Source organism: Mesorhizobium sp. WSM3862 (assembly GCF_002294985.1).
Taxonomy (GTDB): Bacteria; Pseudomonadota; Alphaproteobacteria; order Rhizobiales; family Rhizobiaceae; genus Mesorhizobium.
Genome location: NZ_NSGE01000001.1, coordinates 766934 through 788710 on the forward strand (window position 1 = coordinate 766934; position 21777 = coordinate 788710).

At 63.9% G+C, this 21777-nt stretch carries 20 protein-coding genes; 10 read left to right on the forward strand and 10 right to left on the reverse strand.

Going from position 1 to position 21777, the window contains the following annotated elements; all coding sequences use genetic code 11:
* Positions 1 to 15: 15 nt before the first annotated feature.
* Together CK224_RS03825 and CK224_RS03830 are read left to right on the forward strand one after the other, a co-directional pair.
* On the forward strand, positions 16 to 603 hold the full coding sequence (locus CK224_RS03825; RefSeq protein WP_095780910.1) for a sarcosine oxidase subunit gamma: 588 nt from the start codon (positions 16 to 18) through the stop codon (positions 601 to 603).
* A gap of 199 nt (positions 604 to 802) precedes the next feature.
* Positions 803 to 2245, forward strand: a complete 1443-nt coding sequence (locus CK224_RS03830; RefSeq protein ID WP_095780818.1) for an MFS transporter — start codon at positions 803 to 805, stop codon at positions 2243 to 2245.
* 27 nt (positions 2246 to 2272) lie between these two features.
* On the opposite strand, the gene CK224_RS03835 is transcribed toward CK224_RS03830, so the two are convergent.
* Entirely contained in the window at positions 2273 to 2977 is a 705-nt protein-coding gene (locus CK224_RS03835) for a nitroreductase (RefSeq protein ID WP_067329264.1), read from the reverse strand.
* A 235-nt stretch (positions 2978 to 3212) separates the two neighbouring features.
* Between CK224_RS03835 and CK224_RS03840 the strand changes: the two genes are divergently transcribed.
* The 5 genes from CK224_RS03840 to CK224_RS03860 all read left to right on the forward strand — a co-directional run bounded on the left by CK224_RS03840 (position 3213) and on the right by CK224_RS03860 (position 10880).
* Positions 3213 to 3800, forward strand: a complete 588-nt coding sequence (locus CK224_RS03840) for an XRE family transcriptional regulator (RefSeq protein WP_176477840.1) — start codon at positions 3213 to 3215, stop codon at positions 3798 to 3800.
* A gap of 105 nt (positions 3801 to 3905) precedes the next feature.
* Positions 3906 to 6359: an FAD-dependent oxidoreductase gene (locus tag CK224_RS03845; RefSeq protein WP_095780819.1), complete on the forward strand. Its 2454-nt coding sequence runs from the start codon at positions 3906 to 3908 to the stop codon at positions 6357 to 6359.
* Positions 6356 to 7255: a homocysteine S-methyltransferase family protein gene (locus CK224_RS03850; protein WP_095780820.1), complete on the forward strand. Its 900-nt coding sequence runs from the start codon at positions 6356 to 6358 to the stop codon at positions 7253 to 7255. Before CK224_RS03845 ends, CK224_RS03850 begins: the two co-directional genes overlap by 4 nt.
* Entirely contained in the window at positions 7255 to 8436 is a 1182-nt protein-coding gene (locus CK224_RS03855; protein ID WP_095780821.1) for a pyridoxal phosphate-dependent aminotransferase, read from the forward strand. Before CK224_RS03850 ends, CK224_RS03855 begins: the two co-directional genes overlap by 1 nt.
* On the forward strand, positions 8433 to 10880 hold the full coding sequence (locus tag CK224_RS03860; RefSeq protein ID WP_095780822.1) for an FAD-dependent oxidoreductase: 2448 nt from the start codon (positions 8433 to 8435) through the stop codon (positions 10878 to 10880). The genes CK224_RS03855 and CK224_RS03860 overlap by 4 nt, the downstream gene beginning before the upstream one ends.
* Positions 10881 to 11025: 145 nt before the next feature.
* Here the strand turns inward: CK224_RS03860 and CK224_RS03865 are convergent, their stop codons facing one another.
* From CK224_RS03865 to CK224_RS03895, 7 genes are all read right to left on the reverse strand, one after another.
* Positions 11026 to 11613, reverse strand: coding sequence for an NAD(P)H-dependent oxidoreductase (locus tag CK224_RS03865; RefSeq protein WP_066999596.1), 588 nt, complete (start codon positions 11611 to 11613; stop codon positions 11026 to 11028).
* The gene (locus CK224_RS03870) at positions 11613 to 12194 is read right to left on the reverse strand and encodes an NAD(P)H-dependent oxidoreductase (RefSeq protein ID WP_095780823.1); all 582 of its coding nucleotides are present in this window, start codon (positions 12192 to 12194) and stop codon (positions 11613 to 11615) included. The genes CK224_RS03865 and CK224_RS03870 overlap by 1 nt, the downstream gene beginning before the upstream one ends.
* 127 nt (positions 12195 to 12321) lie before the next feature.
* Positions 12322 to 13719 (reverse strand): FAD-binding oxidoreductase, encoded by a 1398-nt coding sequence (locus CK224_RS03875; RefSeq protein ID WP_095780824.1) that lies wholly within the window; start codon positions 13717 to 13719, stop codon positions 12322 to 12324.
* A 2-nt stretch (positions 13720 to 13721) separates the two neighbouring features.
* Entirely contained in the window at positions 13722 to 15020 is a 1299-nt protein-coding gene (locus CK224_RS03880) for a cytosine deaminase (protein ID WP_095780912.1), read from the reverse strand.
* Positions 15021 to 15032: 12 nt separating this feature from the next.
* Positions 15033 to 15884: an ABC transporter permease gene (locus tag CK224_RS03885; protein WP_095778512.1), complete on the reverse strand. Its 852-nt coding sequence runs from the start codon at positions 15882 to 15884 to the stop codon at positions 15033 to 15035.
* Entirely contained in the window at positions 15871 to 16689 is an 819-nt protein-coding gene (locus CK224_RS03890) for an ABC transporter ATP-binding protein (RefSeq protein WP_095780825.1), read from the reverse strand. Before CK224_RS03890 ends, CK224_RS03885 begins: the two co-directional genes overlap by 14 nt.
* A gap of 15 nt (positions 16690 to 16704) precedes the next feature.
* The gene (locus CK224_RS03895) at positions 16705 to 17709 is read right to left on the reverse strand and encodes an ABC transporter substrate-binding protein (protein WP_095780826.1); all 1005 of its coding nucleotides are present in this window, start codon (positions 17707 to 17709) and stop codon (positions 16705 to 16707) included.
* A gap of 254 nt (positions 17710 to 17963) precedes the next feature.
* On the opposite strand from CK224_RS03895, the gene CK224_RS03900 reads away from it, so the two are divergent.
* On the forward strand, positions 17964 to 18347 hold the full coding sequence (locus CK224_RS03900) for a RidA family protein (RefSeq protein ID WP_067329236.1): 384 nt from the start codon (positions 17964 to 17966) through the stop codon (positions 18345 to 18347).
* Positions 18348 to 18413: 66 nt separating this feature from the next.
* Positions 18414 to 19211, forward strand: coding sequence for a creatininase family protein (locus tag CK224_RS03905; RefSeq protein ID WP_095780827.1), 798 nt, complete (start codon positions 18414 to 18416; stop codon positions 19209 to 19211).
* A 15-nt stretch (positions 19212 to 19226) separates the two neighbouring features.
* On the opposite strand, the gene CK224_RS03910 is transcribed toward CK224_RS03905, so the two are convergent.
* Together CK224_RS03910 and cobD are read right to left on the reverse strand one after the other, a co-directional pair.
* Complete coding sequence (locus CK224_RS03910; protein ID WP_095778515.1) at positions 19227 to 19736, reverse strand: tyrosine phosphatase family protein; 510 nt, start codon at positions 19734 to 19736, stop codon at positions 19227 to 19229.
* Between the two features lie 2 nt (positions 19737 to 19738).
* Positions 19739 to 20788, reverse strand: a complete 1050-nt coding sequence (gene cobD / locus CK224_RS03915) for a threonine-phosphate decarboxylase CobD (RefSeq protein WP_095780828.1) — start codon at positions 20786 to 20788, stop codon at positions 19739 to 19741.
* On the opposite strand from cobD, the gene cbiB reads away from it, so the two are divergent.
* Positions 20787 to 21776: an adenosylcobinamide-phosphate synthase CbiB gene (gene cbiB / locus CK224_RS03920; RefSeq protein ID WP_095780829.1), complete on the forward strand. Its 990-nt coding sequence runs from the start codon at positions 20787 to 20789 to the stop codon at positions 21774 to 21776. The genes cobD and cbiB overlap by 2 nt on opposite strands.
* The last annotated feature ends 1 nt before the right edge of the window (position 21777 follow it).

The following is a 21777-nucleotide window of genomic DNA, read 5'->3' on the forward strand; positions in this document are numbered from 1 at the left end:
CTTCCCGAGCGGCAATTGCCTGAGCGCCTGTCGCCGCTTGAACCGGTCTATCATCCAGGCTCGCACGGCAATTTCGAGCATGGCGTTGACGTTATCCTGTCCGAAACGCGGCCGGGCTCGATCCTGCAGCTCGCAGCATGGCCGGGCGAGGAGAAGCGGCTGATGTCCGGCATATACAAGGTGACAGGCCTTGCCCTGCCGGATGGAGCCGGCGGCGGCGTCGTCAACGGCGCGAAAGCCGCGTTCGGATTCGCGCCGGGCAAATTCACGGTGGTTGACGAGGCCGAGGGCTTGGCTTCCGCGTTCACGGGCCTCATCACGCCCTCCATCGGCACGATTACCGATCTCTCGCATGGCCGTACCGCGATTCGCATTTCTGGGCCCAAAGCGGAGTGGGTGATGGCGAAACTCTTCGCTATCGACTTCGCCTTGCCGGCCTTCCCGCTCGGCGCCGGCCGCTCGACCAACCACCACGATGTCTTTGCACAAATCCAGCGCACCGGTGGCGACCAATTTGACATCTATGTGTTCCGCTCCTTCGCGCGCTCCTTTTGGAAGGCCTTGTGCCACGCGAGCGAAGAAGTCGGCTACGAGGTGCACTGAGCGCAATTCCAGGAAAATTGCGCGGCGGTTTTCCGTGCCGAATTGCTTCTGAGCAGGCAGCACTCGGGGATTGGTTCAGCCGGCGCGTGGCACTATCGACGCCCACAACTGCTGCTTGAGCCTTGGGCCAGCGAAGACGATAGATAAGGCAACGTGGGCTCTCGGAGCCCTCAGGCAACCGGTTCGACAACATCCTTCCATGACCGCAGAGACTACGGCGACAGCCACGACCCGCTTTGCTCCGGCGGGTGACCCGTCGCTGCTGTTGCCGGCGACCGTCGCCTGCGGCGTGTTCATGACCAGCCTCGACCAGAATGTCATTGTGACCGCGCTGCCCGGCATCGGCGAAAGCCTGGGCCGCCCGCCGAGTCAGCTCGGGCTTTTGATCACCGTCTATGTCGCGAGCCTCATCGTCACGATGCCGCTCGGCGGCTGGCTGGCCGACCGCTTCGGCCTGCGCAACGTCTATTGCTTTGCGCTGCTGGTCTTCGCCAGCGCCTCGGCCCTCTGCGGCCTGTCGGAAAACATCTGGATGCTGGTCGGCTCTCGCGCGCTGCAGGGCTTCGGCGGTGCGCTGATGGGCACCCTCGGGCAGGTCGTGATCCTGTCGAGCTTTCCGCGCGACCGCACGCTCAGGATCAACATGTATATTTCGCTCGCCGGCCAGTCCGGCCCGCTGGTCGGGCCCCTCGTCGGTGGCGCGCTGACCACTTACGTCTCGTGGCGCTGGATCTTCTACATCAACATACCGATCGCGCTGACGGCCGCGTTGCTCGCGGCCTCGCTGTTCCCCACGACCACCAAGCCGGTCCGCACGCCCTTCGATTTTCCCGGCTTCCTGCTAGTCGGCGGCGGCATGGCGCTGCTCGTCTTCGGCATGGATTCGCTTGCCGCGAAGGACGCCGCCGCCAGCATTATCGGCGTCGAGCTTGGCCTGGCAATCGCCATCCTCACCGTCGCCGCCTTCTATTGTCTGCGGACCCGAAACCCTTTGCTCGACCTCAATCTGCTGCGTATCCGCACCTTCCGCATCAGCTTTCTGACCGGCGGCGGGCTCGACACGATAGGGCTAAGCTCCGTTGTCTTCCTGCTGCCGCTGATGTTCCAGCTCGGCTTCGGTATGAGCGCGGTGCAGGCCGGATCGCTGACCTTCGTCGCGGCGATCGGCTCGCTGCTTATGCGCTTCTTCATGCCGCGCATCTTGAACCGCTTCGGCTTCAAGCGGGTTCTGATCGTCAACACGCCGATCGCCGCCCTGCTGGTCGCAGGTTTTGCCTTGATGCAGGAAAGCACGCCTACCTGGATCGTGCTTGCCTACATCTTCGCCTTCGGCCTTTTCCGTTCGGTGCAGTGGGCCTCGACCGGCAACCTCGCCTACTCGGACATCGCGCCCGAGCAGCTCTCGCGCTTCAGCGCCCTGTACTACATCCTTTGGCAGCTGGCGGTGGCGATCAGCGTCGGTCTGGCCGCTGCGATGCTCTCGCTGCTCGCCGGCGGCGGCCAGGCGAGCGTCAACGACTACCGGCTCCTGTTCGTCGTCGAAGGCTTGATCACGCTTTGCGCGCTGCTCGCCTATTTCAGGCTCACCCCGCAGGACGGTGCCCATGTCAGCGGCCATGGCGGGCATATCAGCACGGATTAGCACATCGGGCTGCGATCCGCGCCGGAGCTACTTCGCGAACGTCACCCAGTCTTCGAGCGGCGCGCGGTCGGTGCGGAATTCGTTCTCGGGCTTGGACGTGTCCTCATAACCAAGCGCCATACCGCAGACCACGATCTCCTCGTCGGGAATGTCGAGCACCGGGCGGATCTGCCGGTGATAGGGCGCGAAAGCCGCCTGCGGGCAGGTATGCAGGCCCCTGCCCCGTGCCGCGACCATGATGTTCTGCAGAAACATGCCGTAGTCGATCCACGAGCCCTTGTTCAGCCGCCGGTCGACCGTGAAGATCAGGCCGACCGGCGCGTCGAAGAAGACGAAGTTGCGGTCGTGCTGCGCCCGCATCCTGTCGACTTCGCGCCGGCCGATGCCGATCGCGCCGTAGAGGCCGAAACCGTTGGCGCGACGCCGGCTGAGATAGGGCTCGAAGAACTGGTCGGGATAGTAACGGTACTCGTCCCATTCGGCCTTTTCGGCGCGGATGCCCGAATTGAGGATGGCGTCGCTGATGCGCTGCTTCACCTCGCCCTTGGTCACATAGACGCGCCAGGGCTGCATGTTGGTGCCCGAGGGTGCCCTTGCCGCGACCGTCAGGATGGCGCGGATTGTGCTGTCGTCGACCATGTCGGGCAAAAACGCGCGTACCGACCGGCGCGACATGATCGCCTCATCGACGATCGCTGCGTCGAGCGCGCTCCGGTTATTCTTCTCCAGCATGGGCCGTCCCTTCACGCATGGCTGGATCCGGCAACCCGATTCCCGCAACGACCATAGGCAGACACAAATAACTAACTGGTCCTCGACCGGACGCCCCACTCGCCATTCGATGGCGAGGCTTTGCATCAACCGCCAAAATGGCGCAAGCAAATCTTGCGTCGCATGAAAATTCACTTGATTTTTTCATGCACTTGCTTTCTCATGAAATTTGAGCAGATTTTTTCACGAGCAGCGGGTGACCTCGACCGCCATTAGATCGGAGCAGGACAATGGCGAGCGGCTGCTGGCCGGCGACATCCGTGCGCTGCGCAAGGCCCGCGGGTTGACGCTTGCCGAGATTGCTCTGAAGCTCGACCGCTCGGTAGGCTGGGTCAGCCAGGTCGAGCGCGGCTTGTCGATCCCTTCGCTTGGTGACCTGCGGGCCTTCGCCGAACTCTTCGGCGTGCCGCTCAGCCTGTTCTTCAGCCATGACGTGCCTGCCGAAGAGGAGCGCGGCGTGGTTGTGCGCGCCGGCAGCCGCCGCTCGCTTGGCACAAGCGAATCGGGCCTCGTGGAGGAGCTTCTGTCGCCCGATCTTGGCGGTAGCTTCGAGATGCTGCGCTCGGTCTTCGCGCCGGGCGCGGAACTGAAAACCGAAGCACGCCGTCCGACCGAGGAAGCAGGCTACGTCGCGTCGGGCACTTTCGAGCTCGAGATCGGCGGCGTCTGGCATCGGTTCAGCGAAGGCGACTCGTTCCGCTTCGAAGGCAAGCCGTTCCGCTGGCGCAATCCTGGCGCCGAGCCGGCGGTCGTCATCTGGGTGGTTTCGCCACCGGTGTACTGAACCAATGCATGCCGCCCAAAACCGTGCAGCGGTTTTTGGGACAAGGCCTGCATGAAACAAAGATCAAAAGCGCGTCCTGACGCGCTTTGGACGTTGGAGGAGAACATGGCCGGTTTGCCGACCACGGTACGCGTGGTGATCATCGGAGGCGGTGTCGTTGGCGCCTCCTCACTTTACCACCTTTGCAAGGCGGGCTGGACCGACTGCGTGCTCTTGGAAAAGAACGAGCTGACCTCCGGCTCAACTTGGCACGCGGCCGGCAACGTGCCGACCTTCTCGTCGTCCTGGTCGCTGATGAACATGCAGCGCTATTCTACCGAGCTCTACCGGGGCCTCGCCGACGCGGTCGACTATCCGATGAACTACCATGTCACCGGCTCGTTGCGGCTCGCCCACACCAAGGAGCGCATGCAGGAGTTCCAGCGCGCCAAAGGCATGGGCCGCTATCAAGGCATGGACATCGACGTCGTCGGCCTCGACGAGATCAAGCGCCGTTACCCCTTCATCGAGACGCATGAGCTGAAAGGCGCGCTCTACGACCCGAGCGACGGCGACATCGATCCCGCGCAATTGACGCAGGCGCTTGCCAAGGGTGCGCGCGACATGGGCGCGAAAATCATCCGCTTCTGCCCGGTCACCGGCGTTCGCCGCGAAAACGGCGAATGGGTGGTGGCGACGCCGCAGGGCGAGATCCGCTGCGAGATCGTGATCAATGCCGCCGGCTATCGCGCCGCCGAAGTTGGAAAAATGTTCGGCCGCGAAGTGCCGATGATGGTGATGAGCCATCAATATATCCTGTTCGAGGAAATCCCCGAGTTGGCCGCATGGACCAAGGAACAGGGCAAGAAACTGCCGCTGCTGCGCGACGTCGACACCTCCTACTACCTGCGCCAGGAAAAGACCGGCATGAATCTCGGTCCCTATGAGCGCAATTGCCGCGCGCATTGGGTCGGCCACAACGATCCGATGCCGGAGGATTTTTCCTTCCAGCTTTTCCCGGACGATCTCGACCGTCTCGAGCATTACCTTGCCGACGCCGTTGCCCGTGTGCCGATCCTCGGCACCGCAGGCCTTTCCAAGGTGATCAACGGGCCGATCCCTTATGCGCCGGACGGCAATCCACTGATCGGTCCGATGCCCGGCGTGCCGAACGCTTTCGAGGCCTGCGTCTTCACCTTCGGCATTGCGCAAGGTGGCGGCGCCGGCAAGGTGCTGGCCGAATGGGTGACCGAGGGCCAGACCGAATGGGACATGTGGTCCTGCGATCCGCGCCGCTTCACCGCCTTTGCTTCGGCACCCGACTATTGCGTTGCCAAGGGCATGGAGATCTACGGCAACGAATACGCCATCCAGTTCCCGCGCCACGCCTGGCCGGCCGGCCGCGACCGCAAGCACTCGCCGCTGCATGAGCGCGTCAAAGCGCAGGGTGGCCAGTTCGACGCTTATAATGGCTGGGAACGCGCCACTTGGTATGCGCAACCGGGCGACGACATTTCGGAAGAATCAACGCTGACTTTCCGCCGCGACGGGCCATGGCAGCAGCGCGTTCGCGAGGAATGCCTGGCTGTGCGCGACGCAGCCGGCATCCTCGACCTGCCCGGCTTCTCGCGTTTCAACCTCGAAGGTCCGGGCGCCGCCGAATGGCTGGCCCTGCAGGTCACCGGCCTCGTGCCGAAGCCCGGCCGCATCGGCCTGGTTTATTTCGCGGACGATAAGGGCCGCATCGTTACCGAAATGTCGGTCGTGCGCCATGGCGAGGACCAGATGACGCTAATCACCGCGGCCGTCGCGCAGTGGCATGACTTCGAATGGTTGAAGTCGCGCATGCCGGCCGATGCGGCCTTCAGGCTGACCGATCGCACGGAGGAATACTCAACCCAGATTCTCGCCGGCCCGAACTCGCGCGCTATCCTTGCTGACGTCTGCGACGCCGATCTCTCCCTGCCTTGGCTGACGCATCAGGAGACGACCATCGCCGGCCGCTGGGCGAAGCTGGTGCGCGTCTCCTTCGCCGGCGAGCTCGGTTGGGAGATCCACACCAAGGTCGCGGACACGGCTACCGTCTTCGACGCGGTCTGGGCCGCCGGCCAGAGGCATGGCCTAAAGCCCTTCGGCATGTACGCGCTGGATTCGCTTCGGCTGGAAAAAGGCTACCGCGCCTGGAAAGGCGACCTCTCGACCGACTATTCGATCCTGCAGGGCGGGCTCGAACGCTTCGTCAAATGGGACAAGCCCGACTTCCGCGGCAAGGCGGCGCTGCTCAACGAAAGGCAGCAGGGCGTGAAGAAGCGCTTCGTCACGCTGGTCGTAGAAAACCCCGGCGATTGCGACGCGCCCTATATGTCGACGCTCTGGCATGACGGCAAGATTGTCGGCGAGACGACGTCGGGCGGCTGGGGCCATCGCGTCGACAAGTCGATCGCGCTCGGCATGCTGCGTTCCGACCTGACCGAGCCCGGCACGGCGGTCGAGGTCGAAATCTTCGGCGACCGTTTCAAGGCGGTGGTGCAGAAGGACGAGCCGCTGTGGGATCCGAAGAACGAAAGGTTGAGAGCATGACATCCGTCATTCTTACCGATGGCGGCATGGGCCAGGAGTTGGTCCGTCGCAGTCAGTCCGAACCGACGCCTTTGTGGTCGGCCAGAGTGCTGATCGACGAACCGGAACTGGTGCGCGACCTGCATGCGGAATTCATCCGTGCCGGCGCTCGCGTCATCACCATCAACACCTATTCGGCCACGCCCGAGCGCCTGGCGCGCGAGGGCGCGGAAGAGCTGTTTAAGCCTCTGCAGAAGCGCGGCATCGAGCTCGCCCGGCAGGCGCGCGACGAAGCGGGTGAAGCCGCCATCGCCGGCTGCCTCTCGCCTCTGTTCGGCAGCTACGCGCCGGCGCTGACCATCTCCTTCGAGGAGACGCTCGGCATCTACCGCCGCATCGTCGCCGAACAGGCAGAAGGCGTCGATCTATTCCTGTGCGAGACCATGGCTTCCGCCGACGAGGCCCGCGCGGCGGTCACCGCGGCATGCGAGAGCGGCAAGCCGGTCTGGATTTCCTGGACGCTCGCCGACCACGGCACGCCCCGCCTGCGCAGCGGCGAGAGCATTGCCGCCGCGGCTAGCGCCCTCGGCGATCTGCCGGTGGTGGCACGGCTGCTCAACTGCTGCCGGCCCGAAGCCATTGCCGCCGCATTGCCGGAACTGCTGGCCCTCGGCGGTCCGGTTGGCGCCTATGCCAATGGCTTCACCTCGGTCGAGGCGCTCAAGCATGGCGGCACGGTCGACGTGCTGCACGCGCGCCATGATCTCGATCCGCATGCCTATGCCGACCAGGCGATGGGCTGGGTCGAGGCTGGCGCCAGCATTGTGGGCGGCTGTTGTGAAGTCGGGCCAGCTCACATCGCTGCGCTACGCGACCGGCTCATTCAGGCCGGCCATCACATCTCGGGAGTAGCCTGATGCCAAAACCATCAAAGCGCATTACCGGCATCGTGCCATCGGGCAAGGACGGCTGGGAAGTCCATTTCGCCGCCTGGACCCGCAGGGCAGCCGGCGAGGACATCATCGTGCTCTCGGTCGGCGACCATGATTTCGACACGCCGTCGCAAACGATCGAGGCCTGCGTGAACGCCGTCCGCGGCAGCAACCACCACTACACGCCGCTTCCCGGCCTGCCGCGCCTGCGCAAGGCCATGGCAGCTGCCTCCACCGTCTGCACCGGCGTCCTGACGGACCCCGACGAGGTCATCGCCACGGCCGGCGGTCAGGGCGCACTTTACGCCGCCGTGCAGGGCGTGCTCGACCCCGGCGATCACGCGATCGTCGTCGCGCCTTATTATGCCACCTACCCCAACACCTTCAGCGCCGCCGGCGCCAGCTTCACCGTGGTCGAGACGCCGGCCGAGGACGGCTTCCAGCCGCGCGCCGATAAGATCCGCGCGGCGCTCAGGCCCAACACGCGCGCCATCCTGATCAACACCCCGAACAACCCGACAGGCGCAGTCTATTCGCGCGAACGGCTCGAGCAATTGGCCGAAATCTGCAAGGAGCACGATCTCTGGCTGCTATCCGACGAGGTCTACTGGACGCTCGGCGGCGGCGAGCACATCTCGCCGCGCTCGCTGCCCGGCATGTCCGAGCGCACGCTGGTCATCAATTCCATGTCGAAAAGCCACGGGATGACCGGCTGGCGCATGGGCTGGCTCACCGGCCCGAAGGCGATGATCGCGCTGATGACCGATCTCAACCTGGTGACCACCTACGGCCTGCCGGCCTTCATCTCGATCGCTTGCGCCGAGGCGCTTGAAAACCACTACGGCGTGGACGAAATAGCCGAGCGTTACGCCGGGCGCCGCGCCGTCTTCCTCGACGCCATTCGCGGCGCAAATGAAGTCACCGTGCGCGGCTCCGAAGGCGGCATGTATGTCATGCTCGACATATCGGCCATCGAGCCCGACGACGAGAAATTCGCCTGGGCGCTGCTCGACAAGGAGAAGATCGGCGTCATGCCTGGCTCGAGCTTCGGCGAGGCCGCCGCCGGCCACATCCGCATCAGCCTCTGCCAGCCTGAACCTGTCCTTCAGGAAGCAGCGCTTCGCGTGCGCCGCTTCGCTTCCGACTACCGCCGCGAGGCCGCATGACCAAAACCATTCCAACCAAAGCTCGCGCGGTCATTATCGGCGGCGGCGTCTCCGGCTGCTCGGTCGCCTATCATCTGGCCAAGCTCGGCTGGACCGAGATCGTGCTGCTTGAGCGCAAGCAGCTCACCTCAGGCACGACCTGGCACGCCGCCGGCCTGATCGGCCAGTTGCGCGCCTCGCAGAACATGACCCGGCTGGCGAAATACTCGGCCGACCTCTACGTCAAGCTCGAGGCGGAAACCGACGTCGGCACCGGCATGCGCCAGGTCGGCTCGATCACCGTGGCGCTGACCGAAGAACGCAAGCACGAAATTTACAGGCAGGCCTCGCTAGCCCGCGCCTTCGATGTCGACGTGCGCGAGATTTCGCCCAGCGAAGTCAAGGAGATGTACCCGCATCTCAACGTCTCCGATGTGGTCGGCGCGGTACATTTGCCTCTCGACGGCCAGTGCGACCCGGCCAATATCGCCATGGCGCTGGCCAAGGGCGCGCGGCAATGCGGAGCGACGGTTATCGAGAACGTGAAGGTCACCAAGGTCCACACCCGGAACGGCCGCGTCTCCGCTGTCTCCTGGGCTCAGGGCGAGGACCAGGGCACGATCGAGACCGACATCGTCGTCAACTGCGCCGGTATGTGGGCGCGCGAGCTCGGCCGGCAGAACGGCGTCACCATCCCGCTGCACGCCTGCGAGCATTTCTACCTCGTCACCGAGCCCATCCCCGGCCTCACCCGCCTGCCGGTGCTGCGCGTGCCGGACGAGTGCGCCTACTACAAGGAAGACGCCGGCAAGATGATGCTCGGCGCCTTCGAGCCGGTGGCGAAACCCTGGGGCATGGACGGCATCCGCGAGGATTTCTGCTTCGACCAGTTGCCCGAGGACATGGACCATTTCGAGCCGATCCTCGAAATGGGCGTCAACCGTATGCCGATGCTGGGCACGGCCGGCATCCACACCTTCTTCAACGGCCCCGAGAGTTTTACTCCCGACGACCGCTACTATCTCGGCGAGGCGCCGGAACTCTCCGGCTACTGGATGGCGACCGGCTACAATTCAATCGGCATCGTTTCCTCCGGCGGGGCCGGCATGGCCCTGGCGCAGTGGATCAATGACGGCGAGGCGCCTTTCGACCTCTGGGAGGTCGACATCCGCCGCGCCCAGCCCTTCCAGAAGAACCGTCGCTACCTCAAGGAACGCGTCTCCGAAACGCTCGGCCTGCTCTACGCCGATCATTTCCCCTATCGCCAGATGGCTACCTCGCGCGGCGTGCGCCGCTCGCCTCTGCACGAGCATCTGAAGGCTCGTGGCGCCGTCTTCGGCGAGGTGGCCGGCTGGGAGCGCGCCAACTGGTTTGCCCGCGAAGGACAGGAGCGCGAATACCGCTATTCCTGGAAGCGGCAGAACTGGTTCGACAACCAGCGCGAGGAACACCTCGCCGTGCGCAACGGCGTCGGCCTGTTCGACATGACCTCGTTCGGCAAGATCCGCGTTGAAGGCCGCTACGCTTGTGCCTTCCTGCAGCGGCTCTGCGCCAACGACATGGACGTGGAACCGGGCAAGATCGTCTACACGCAGATGCTCAACGCCAAAGGCGGCATCGAGAGCGACCTCACCGTGACGCGGCTGTCCGAGACCGCCTATTTCCTCGTCGTGCCCGGCGCCACCTTGCAGCGTGACCTCGCCTGGCTGAGGCGGCACGTCGCCGACGAATTCGTCGTCATTACCGACCTAACCGCTGCCGAAGCCGTCATCTGCCTGATGGGCCCCGATTCGCGAAAGCTGATCCAGAAGGTGAGCCCCAACGATTTTTCCAACCAGGCCAATCCGTTCGGCACTTGCCAGGACATCGAGATCGGCATGGGGCTGGCCCGTGCCCATCGCGTTACCTATGTCGGCGAGCTCGGCTGGGAACTCTATGTCTCGACCGATCAGGCCGCCCATGTCTTCGAGGCGATCATTGAAGCCGGCGCCGATGTCGGGCTGAAGCTCTGCGGCCTGCATACGCTGGATTCCTGCCGCATCGAAAAGGCCTTCCGCCATTTCGGCCACGACATCACCGACGAGGACCATGTGGTGGAGGCAGGCCTTGGCTTTGCGGTGAAGACGGCCAAGAGCGACTTCATCGGCCGTGACGCGGTGCTCAGGAAGAAGGAAGCCGGGTTGAGCCGCAGGCTGGTGCAGTTCCGCCTCAAGGACCCGCAGCCCCTGTTATTCCACAACGAAGCAATCCTGCGCGACGACATGATCGTCGGTCCGATCACCTCGGGCAATTACGGCCACCATCTCGGCGGCGCGATCGGGCTCGGCTATGTGCCCTGCGAGGGCGAGAGCGAGGCGGATGTGCTGGGCTCATCCTACGAGGTCGAGATCGCCGGCGAACGCTTCGCCGCGGAAGCATCGTTGAGGCCGATGTACGACCCGAAGGCTGAACGGGTCAGGATGTAGCGCAGTGTTCCTTCTCCCCGTTCTACGGGGAGAAGGTGCCCGAAGGGCGGATGAGGGGCAGCGCCTCACCTTTGTAATTTGGCGCCGCCCCTCATCTGGCTGCCGCCATCTTCTCCCCGTTGAACGGGGGAGAAGAGAGCTATCCTCAAAAGTTTTCCAGCCTCGCCCTTACCTTCGCCAGAAACGCCGTCCGGCTCTTCGGCGTCGAGGAATCCATCAGGTAGTGCGCCAGGAAGAACGTCTTGCAGCGGGGTGCGCAGATGGCACGCATGCCGCGCAGGATCGTCTTGCGGCCGGGCTGGCCGACAACGACGCTCCACCAGGTCGGCGCGCCACAGGTGGTGATGACGCCGACCTTGGTCACATGGGTCATCAGCGATTGGATCCGGCCTTTGCCGCGCGGCAGCTTGAAGGCGATGTCGGTCGCCCACACGCGATCGAACCAGCCCTTCAGCATCGCCGGCAATCCGTACCACCAGGTGGGGTAGATGAAGAGGATCGCCTCGGCCCATTGCAGATGCTCGAAATGCGGCCTGAGCGCGGGATCCTCAGGCGCGCGCTCGTTGTAGGAGCGCCGCTCTTCGCAGCTCATCACCGGATTGAACTTCTCGGCATAGAGATCGAGCAGCCGCACGTCCCAGCCTCGTCGCGTCAGCACCTCTATCGCCATGTCGCGGATCGCGGCGCAATAGCTCTCCGGCACCGGATGGCAATAGACCACCAGCACGCGCATCAGAATTGATCCATGCTCGCGGCCACCTTCGCCATGAAGGCCTTGCGCGTCTGATCCGTCGAAAGGTTCATCGAATAGTGTGCGAGGTAAGAGACGGGAGCGCCTGGCTTGATGGTGGCCCGCAGCGTGCGCGTCACCATTCTGCGCGGCGGATCGCCCATCAGCATGGCGCGAAAACGACTGCCGCCATAGGTGGTGATGGCGGCGAGCTTGCGGATGTTGTGCAGCGTCGGCCGAACCTTGCCGTCGACCAGCTTGAACGATACGCCGGGCAGGAAGACGCGGTCGAAGAAGCCCTTCAGGATCGCCGGATAGCCGTAATTCCAGACCGGAAACGACAGCACCAACGCTTCCGCCTTCTGAAGCCTTGCGATGTAACCGGCGACCGCGTCGTTCGGCCCGCGCTGATCGTGATAGCCGAGCCGCTCTGCGCACGTCATCCCCGGATCGAAGTCCTCGGCATAGAGGTCGCAGTCGTCGATCGTGTGGCCCGCCGCGCCGAGCCGCTCGACGATCGTCCGATGCAGTCCGGCGTTGAAGCTGGTCTCCACCGGATGTGCGTAGAGCACGAGGATGTTCACGGGAGTGGATCCCGCAGGTCAGCTCGACAAACCCCTGTTGTCCCATGCCACATCTCCTCCCTTGTGGGGGAGATGTCGCCAAAGGCGACAGGCCAGAGGTGGGTGCAGCGCCGGGCGCTCATCGCGATCACCTCGCCCTTTGCAGCCCCTTGAACAGGAACGGCTTGCCGGAGCGATAGTCATAGCCCGGATTCTCCCAGGCAATCATCTTGCCGGGGTTGAGCAATCCTTGCGGATCGGTCTCGCGCTTGAAGGCAAGCTGAACCTCGTCGGTCTGCTTCATGCCGCCCTCTTCCAGCGTGTAGCGATGCGGGTTGAAGATCCAGCAGCCATTGTCTTCGTGGATACGGATGATCTCGTCGAGCCTTTCTTCCGTGGTGAAGCGGACCAGCGGCAGCCCGGCGGCGCCGATCGCGCCGTCGAAGCGGATGAATTCGAGATGGGCCGGCACCTCGTCGCCGAAACGGTCGACCATCGCCTTGACGTGCGCGAGATGGTCCGGCGACGGATAGCGCGCCTGCAGATAGGTGATCGTCGGATCGACCCTGATGGCGCGCAGCGTCGTGTGGTTCCAGGTCAGCTCGTAGGCCGGCGGCAATCCCTTGAGGTCGGTCTCCTGGTCGGCCCGGAAGACGATTTCGCCTTTGCTGGCCCGGACGAACGCGAGGAAGCCATCCATCGCGTGCGGCGCGATCATGCACACCACGATGCTCTGCTCGCGCCGGAAGAACTTCTGGTGTCGCTTGAAATAATCGTAAGGAATGGGTGCCGCGATCGGCGTGATCAGCTTCGCCAATATGCCGTCCTGCTCGGCGAGGTCGTTGCCGAAGCCCGCGGCACCCATGAAATCGTCGAAGCCGACGATGACATCGACCCAATCGTAGGACGCCGTCAGCGGCATCTCAACCTCGGTGATGATGCCGTTGGTGCCATAGGCATGCATGACCTTGAGCACGTCCTCGCCCGAGAGGTCCATGACGCGCGGCTCCGCCTCCATCGTCACGGTCCGCAGCCGGATCACATTGCCGAGATCGCGCAATCCGCCCCAGCGGATCGAGCCGACACCGCCCGAGCCGCCGGCGACGAAGCCGCCGATGGAGGCGGTGTTGTAGGTGGAGGGCGACATGCGCAGTTCCTGCGCGGAATGTGCCCGCGCGGCGCGATCGATGTCGGCCAGAACCGCTCCGGGCCCGGTCACCACGCGGCCCGGCGCGATCGCCTTCACTTCATTCATTTCGGCGAGGTTGAGCACCACGCCTCCTGACAGCGGCATCGCCTGTCCGTAATTCCCGGTGCCGCTGCCGCGCGGTGTGACTGGAACGCCGTGCCGGTGGCAGGCAGCCAAAACGCGGATCACCTCGTCCTCGTTCTTCGGCGTCACGATCAGGTCACCGGTGACATGATCGAGCTGTTGTTTGAGGACGGGGCTGTACCAGTAGAAGTCGCGGCTCTTCTGCTGGACGATGGCCGGATGGTCGTCGATCTTGAGGCCTTCGAGATCGCGCTTCAGCGCTGCGATATCCATCATCACACCATCAATTCGTCGAGTTCAGCATAGTCGGGCAGCCGGCGCTCGATCGCCCTGCCCTCGCGCACCACGATGCGATCCGATTCGGGCCGCGACAGCAATTCGGTCCAGCTGCGTCCCTTGAAGACGACGAAGTCGGCGGTGCCGCCGGCGGCGAGAGTGCCGACACCTTCCAGCCGCATCACCTCGGCCGGCGTCGCCGCTATCGCTTTCGGCCAGTCACCGACAGGGTGGTCGAGGTGCAGGATCCGTGTCGCCATGCGATAGACCTCCAGCATATCGAGGTCGCCATAGGCGTAGAACGGGTCGCGCGTGTTGTCGGAAGCGACAGCCACTTTGATGCCGCGTGCATTCATCTCGTGCAGCAGCGTCACGCCGCGCCAGCGCGGCGTGGTGTGGTTGTTGCGCCGGTCCTGCAGATAGAGGTTGCACATCGGCAGCGACACTACGGCCAATCCGGCCTTCGCCACCTTGTCCAGCGTGTCGAGAACCTCGAGATCGGGCTGGCGCGCCAGCGAGCAGCAATGGCCGATCAGGATATTGCCGTCAAAACCGTTCCACAGCGAAGCTTCGGCGATCTTCTTCAGCGAGACGGCCGCGACATCGTCGGTCTCGTCGGCATGGAAATCGAGGTCCAGCCCGTGCTTTATGGCTTCAGCGAACACCTTGTCGAGCAGTTCCTCGAGGTCGGGCACCATGTAAGTGACCACGCCGAGCACGCCCTTGGCCGCGGCGACGCGTTTTGCCAGACGCTCGAACCAGGCCTTGTCGCGCACGCCTTCGATGCCAAGCAGACAGGCGGCCTGCAGCTCGATCCGGCCTCGCCATTTTTCCCGCATCGTCTCGAACACCGGCCAGGAAATTTCCTCTTGTGGCGCCACGCTGTCGAGATGCGTGCGCAAGGCCTTGGTGCCGTGCGCGTAAGCTGAGCGCAGCGAGAAATCCATGCGACTCGCCACGTCCTCCGCGGTCCAGCGAGCGGCGCGGTCGGCGCCAGTTGCGTTGAGCGCGCCCATGAATGTGCCGTCGGGATTTGGCTTGCGCGGCCAGATATGGCCCTTGTCGATATGCGTATGGCAGTCGACGAAGCAGGGCAGCACGATGCGGCCGCCAAGGTCGATTGCGTCGAATGGCGGCTCGGCTTTGCCGTGCGCAATGATGCTAGCAATCTTGCCGTCGGCGACGGCAATGTCGGCAAGCGCAAAACCATCGGCATCGAAGCTTGCGGCAAGGCCCGGCGTCAGCGATTGATGAACGCGGACGTTGGCGAGCTGGTAACGACCAGAGGCTGGGATCAACATTCAGGCACCCTAGCGCTCCTGCTTCAGCGCGCTCTCGTGCCAGCGGCGCAGGATGAGATGCGACACCAGCGACAGCACCAGGAAGATCAGGATGCCGGTGAGCGAGATCAGGATCAGCGCCGCGAACAGCCTGGGAGCATTGAGCCGGTAGCCCGCCTCGATGATGCGCGAGGCAAGCCCGGACGATTGCCCCTGCGCGCCGGCGACGAACTCGGCCACCACGGCGCCGATCAGCGACAGGCCGCCGGCGATCTTCAGCCCACCGAGGAAATAGGGCATCGCCGCCGGCAGGCGCAGATAGCGCAATTGCTGCCAGCGGGTTGCTCCGTTGAGCTTGAACAAATCGCGCAGGTTGCGGTCGACCGAGTTCAGCCCGAGCGTGGTGTTGGAGAGGATCGGGAAGAAGGCGACGATCCAGGCACAGAGCAGGAGCTTGGTCGTTTGGTTGTTGATGTAGATGTTGATCAGCGGAAAGATCGCCACGATCGGCGTCACCTGCAGCACGATGGCGAAGGGGAAGAACGACATCTCCACCCATTTCGACTGCGCGAACAGCACCGCCAGCCCGACGCCGCCGATGACGGCAAGCAGCAGACTGAGGAAGGTGATCCTGAGCGTCACCAGCAGCGAAGAGAACAACAGCCCGGCATCGTCATGCAGCGTCTGCAGAACCACGCCCGGGCGCGGCAGGATGTATTGCGGGATCCCGTTCCAGACGCAGATGCGATCCCACAGCCAGATCGCAAGCACCATGATTGCCAGCGGCAGAACCCATTTGCCAATCCGCTCCAGCCGCTCCTGGCGGACGCGGCGCGCCTCTTCGGGGTCGAGCTTCAGGGCATTGTCTTCAATGGCCGTCATGATGAGGTCCGGCGGTTGAGTTGATGGCATTGACCAGCACGTCCGAGGCCTGCCGGCAGAGCGCCGCATAGTCGGGCGAAGTCCGGAATGCCTCGTCGCGCGGATAAGGCGCTTCGATTGCAAGCTCGCCGTGGACGCGGCCCGGTCGTGCCGCCATGACGACGACACGGCTGGAGAGGAACACGCTTTCGAAGACGCTGTGGGTGACGAAGACGACGGTAAACCGCTCGTCCTGCCAAAGCTCGAGAAGATCGTTGTTGAGCTTGAAGCGGGTAATCTCGTCGAGCGCCGCGAAGGGCTCGTCCATCAGAAGAATGCGCGGCTTGGTCACCATAGCCCGTGCGATCGAGACACGCATCTTCATGCCGCCGGAAAGCTCGCGCGGCACGGCATTCTCGAAACCGGTGAGGTGGACGCGCGACAGCATTTCCATCACCGCGGGCTTGGCCTCCGCGCGCGACACGCCTTTCAGCCTGAGCGGCAGCCAGACATTGTCGAAGACGCTGGCCCATGGCAGCAGCGTCGGTTCCTGGAAGACGAAGCCGATATTCGAGCGGTCGATCGAGCCGCGCCAGTCCAACTGGCCGGAGGTCGGCGTCGACAGACCGGCGATCAACCTGAGCGCCGTCGACTTGCCGCAGCCCGAGGGCCCGAGCAGGCTGAGGAAATCGCCTTCGCGGATCGCCAGGTCGACCTTGCTCAGCGCCGGGACGCCGTTGGAAAAGACCTTGCCGACATTGCGTAAGGAAAGCAGCATCGGGCTCTCACCCGATACCGTCCCCTGCGCCACTTTCTCTTGGATCATCTCAGGCAGGCTGCCTTACTTCTTCAGCTCCCGCCCGACCCCCTTGTTGATGAAGGCGAGCGTATAGGCCTTCTTGATGTCGATGCCCGGCTGCGCGACCTTGGCCTTGACCATCTTGTCGTAGAAGCTCTGGATGCGCGCTTCGGTCATGCCGCCGATGCCGAGCTTTTCGGTATCGCCGGAATCGACAATGCCGAACTTCTTCAGCTGTTCGATCGAGAAGGCGATCTGCTCATCCGTCATGTCCGGATTGTCCTTCTTGATCATCTCGTTGGCGGCCTTGTTGTCGCCGTAGAGGTAATTGTACCAGCCCTTGGCCGAGCCATCGACGAAGCACTGCACCACCTCCGGCCGCTTGTCGATGGTGTCCTGCATCACCTCGATGGTCGTGGCATAAGTATCCCAGCCATTGTCGGCGAGCAGGAACTGGTTCGGCACGAAGCCGCCCTGTTTCTGCACCGCGAAGGGCTCCGACGTGACATAGCCCTGCTGGATCGACTTCTTGTTGGCGATGAAGGGCGCCGGATTGAAGGTGTATGGCACGCGCTTGGCGGCATCGAAGCCGAGATCGGTCACCATCCACTGGAAGAAGGTCTGCGCGCCCTCGTCGCCGAGGATATACTGGTCGGCGTTCTTCAGGTCCTCCCACTTGTCCAGCCCTTCGCCCGGATGGGACATGATGACCTGCGGGTCCTTCTGGAAGTCGGCGGCGACGACGCGCATCGGGATGCCCTGCTGCACGGCGTCGAAGGCCGAGAGCAGGTTACCGCCCATGTAGAAATCGATCTTGCCGGCCAGCAGCATCGGCCGGCCGCTGACCTGCGGGCCGCCCTGCATGATGGTGACGTCGAGGCCGCAGGCGGCGTAGGTGCCGTCGGCGATCGCCTGGTAGTAGCCGCCATGTTCCGGCTCGGCCAGCCAGTTGGTGCCAAAGGTGACCTTCTCGTTGGCCGCAGCGCCCAGCGTGCTGGCCGCAAGCAGCGCGATCGCACCCGCCAGGATTTTTTCTTTTCCGTACATAAACATCACCCTCTCTTGGCTCCGGCGCGCTGCGCGCTGGGCTCCACTCCATTGGTTCAAGAAGCAAGACACATGCCACCGCCTTGGGCCGCCTGCTTGCGCGGCAGTCATTGCCGAGACCGGACGGGTCATGCTGTACAAATGGCATCGTGCCCATTTTTTGGACGCCTGTCCATAATCGGCCCGGCGGCATGCACCGCATCTTGAAGCTTTCATGAATCCGGCCTTAGTCTGCCTGCCGACAGGAGAATGCCATGCTCAATTATCTCGCCCCCAAGTCGATCAAGCCGCCCTTTGCCCGTTATAGCCATGGCGTTGAAATTCCAGCGGGAAAGCGCCTTGTGCTATGTTCGGGTCAGTTGGGCATCGCGCCGGATGACGCCGTCCCGGAGGATGCCGGCGCGCAAACCGAGCTTTGCTTCAAGAACATTGCCGCAATATTAAGCGAAGCCGGGCTGACGCTGAACGATGTCGTGCGCATCAACGCCTTCGTCACCGATCGCGCGCACCTGCAAGCCTATATGGACGTTCGCAATCGCCTGTTTTCCGATCCGGCGCCCGCTTCGACGCTGATGATCGTTTCAGGTTTTGCCCGCCCGGAATTCAAGGTCGAGGTGGAGGTTCTGGCAGCAGGCTAGCTGTTGCCCGGAATGGCCAGGCGCTTTAGACCTTCGGGCCGAACAGCAGACCATCGGGAGACGACAGTGACGACAAGACGTGTGTGGTGGGGCGACTATCGGACGACCGAATACGCCTCGATCGACGCGGAAGCGACGATTGCCGTTCTGCCGGTGGCGGCGATCGAGCAGCATGGCCCTCACCTTCCGGTCTCGACCGACACCTCGATCATGATGGGCATGCTGGAGACGGTGATTGCGCGCCTGCCCGACCACCTCGACATCCGCATCCTGCCGGTGCAGGCGGTGGGCAAGTCGAACGAGCATCTGCATGCGCCGGGAACGCTTACCTTGCCGGCCACCACCTTGGTCGACGCCTGGACCGAGCTTGGCCTCTCGGTCGCCCGCGCTGGGGTCAGAAAGTTGATCGTCGTCAACTCGCATGGCGGCAACGAGGAGATCATGGGCATTGTCACGCGCGAATTGCGCGTGCGCGCAAAGATGCTGGCGGTGAAGACGAGCTGGCAGCGCTTCGGCCGTCCCTCCGGCATGTATACCGAGCTCGAGGACCGTCACGGCATCCATGGCGGCGATGTCGAGACCTCGCTGATGCTGCATTTCCGGCCAGATCTCGTCGATATGGGCAACGCCGACAATTTCGTCTCCAATGTCGGTCGCGCCGAAAAGGAATTCGCCCTGCTGCGGCACACCGGAACGCACGCCTTCGCCTGGATCGCCAGCGACCTCAATCCGAACGGCGTGGTCGGCGACGCCAGCATCGCCACCGCCGAAAAAGGCCGGCTCACGGCCGAGCATCAGGCCGATGGCTTCATCACCCTGGCCAGGGATGTGCGTAAGGCGAGGCTTGCCGACTGGCTGGCGTAGCGGAACAGTGCGAGCTCAATCTCCAATGCTGAGTTCGAAGGGAATCCCTTCAAAAGCGTCTGCACCGCGCCCGATTGCTTCGACTGCCGCGATCATCCGGCCTTCTCGTCCAAGCAACATGTCCGCAACGGCAATCAGCCTTGGATTGGGCGTCGCTGACGGCGAGAGAAAGCGCAGCGTCTTCGCCAGCTCCGCCTCGTCGCGTTTAGGCGCCAGTGCCGCCGCGATAATATAGGCCGATGCCGTCGAGCGGCTGATACCGGCATAGCAGTGCACGACCATCGGTTTGGCCCTGTCCCAGCGATAGGCGAAGTCGAGCAGCGCGCGCACATGCTCCTCGCCCGGTATAGTCATGCCTTCCTGCGCGGCGACGATGTCGTGCATGACGAGATGCAGATGGTTTTCGGCCAGTATCGAGGCCGGACGGATCATCTCGGTGCCGTCAGCGAGCAGCGACAGCAAGCGCTCCGCGCCGGTTCTCGCAACGGTCTCCTCCACCTTCGACAGCGAACAGACATGGATCATCGTCAGCACTCCTTCGGCGCATCGTCGCGCCGCGAGACCCACGCTGCAAGCGCGCTCTCCAGCCGCTGCCACTCCTCTTCGCTGCCGGGCAGACCGACGCGCAAGACCTGCGGTCGATCGGCAAAATGACGGACCAGGATACCGCGTTCGCCAAGAGCGGAGAACAGGGAGGCAGCATCAGAGAAAGACAAATAGCGGAACAAACTGGTGCCGCCGGCGACCGCGATACCGAATCGGCTGAGCAGCGCGTCGAGGCGCTTGGCATCGGCTGCCAGGCCCTGTCGCATGTCATCCTGCCACTCGGCGTCCGCCAATGCGCGGATTCCGTATTCAAGTGCAGGACCGGCGACAGCCCATGGTCCAAGCTGCGCCTCCAGCCGCTCGGCGGTCAGTTGGTCGGCCAGCGCGAAACCAAGCCTGACGCCGGCAAGGCCGAAGAATTTGCCGAAGGAGCGCAGCACTACGATGCCGCCTTCGCCCACATCGCCGGCCAGGCTGTGTTCAATCGGGCCGACATCCATGAAGGCTTCGTCGACCACCAGCAGGCCGCCCTTCGCGCGAAGCCGCGCAGCAAGGCCGACCAGGCGGTGCCTTTCGATCACTCGCCCATCCGGATTGTTCGGGTTGACCAGCACCGCAAGGTCAGCGTCCGCCAAGGCGTCGAAGTCGCCCACCTCCACAACCGCATGGCCTGCAATCGCGGCCACCCTGGCATGCTCGGCATAGGTTGGACCCAGCACCAGTGCCTTGCCGGGCCTCACCAGCGAAGCGACCCGCGGCAACAGGATCTGCGTGCCGGGCGCGGCCACGACATGCGCCGCCGACCGCGCGCCATACGCCTTGGCCGCAATTTCGGCCAATTCGCGCAGTCGTCCTGGCTCGGGCAATCGTGACAGGGCGGTGGCGGGCAGATCGAAAAGCGGATAGGAGTGCGGATTGATACCTGTCGAGAGGTCAAGGAAAGGCTGCGGCGCATGAGGAAAGAGAGCGCTTGCCCGGCCAAGGCTGCCGCCGTGATCAACCGCTGCAACCGCTCCGCTTAGAAGCTTCATGTCGATCCTGATCGCTTTCCTGTCACTCGCCATCGAACGTGCCCTTGGCTATCCGGACTGGCTGTTCAACGCCATCGGTCATCCGGTAACCTGGATCGGCAGGCTGATATCCTTTCTCGATCGCAGGCTCAACCACGCCACCGATTCCGACGAATTGCGTCGCCGCCGCGGCGTCCAGGCGCTTCTGGTCATCCTGCTGGTGCCGGCGGCCATCGGCCTGACGCTGCATGTCCTGCTCTGGCTGATCTTTCCGTCCGGCCTGGTCATCGCGGCCATTCTCAGCTCCTCGCTTCTGTCGCAGAAGAGCCTCGCCGAGCATGTCGAGGATGTCGCCGATGCGCTGGAGACCGGTGGCCTGACGCTCGGCCGCATCGCCGTTTCGCGCATCGTCGGCCGCGATCCGGACAAGCTCGACAGGGCGGGCGTTGCCCGCGCCGCGATCGAAAGCCTGGCCGAGAATTTCTCCGATGGCATCGTCGCGCCCGCCATATGGACCGGTGTCGGTGGTTTGGCCGGGGGTGCTGCGTACAAGGCCACCAACACTGCCGATTCGATGATCGGCCACCGCACGCCGAAATACCAGGCCTTCGGCCGGGCGGCCGCTCGCTTCGACGACCTGGTCAACCTGCCGGCATCGCGGCTCACCGGCCTGCTGATTGTGCTGGCGGCCTTCATCGTCAAGGGCGCCGACCCCCGCAACGCCTGGCAGGTCATGCGGCGTGACGCGAAGAAGCACCGTTCGCCCAATGCCGGCTGGCCGGAAGCCGCCATGGCCGGCGCGCTGGGGCTCGCCCTGGCCGGACCGCGCAGTTATGGCGGCGAGGTCGTCGAGGATGCCTTCATGGGCGAAGGCGGCAGGCGCGAGGCCGAAAGCACCGACATAAGGCAGGCGCTGGAACTCTATCGTGTCGCCGACGGGCTGCTGATCGGCCTGTTCGCGATTCTGTCGGCGACGGTGATCTACCTGACCATTTTGATCGGCGGCTAAG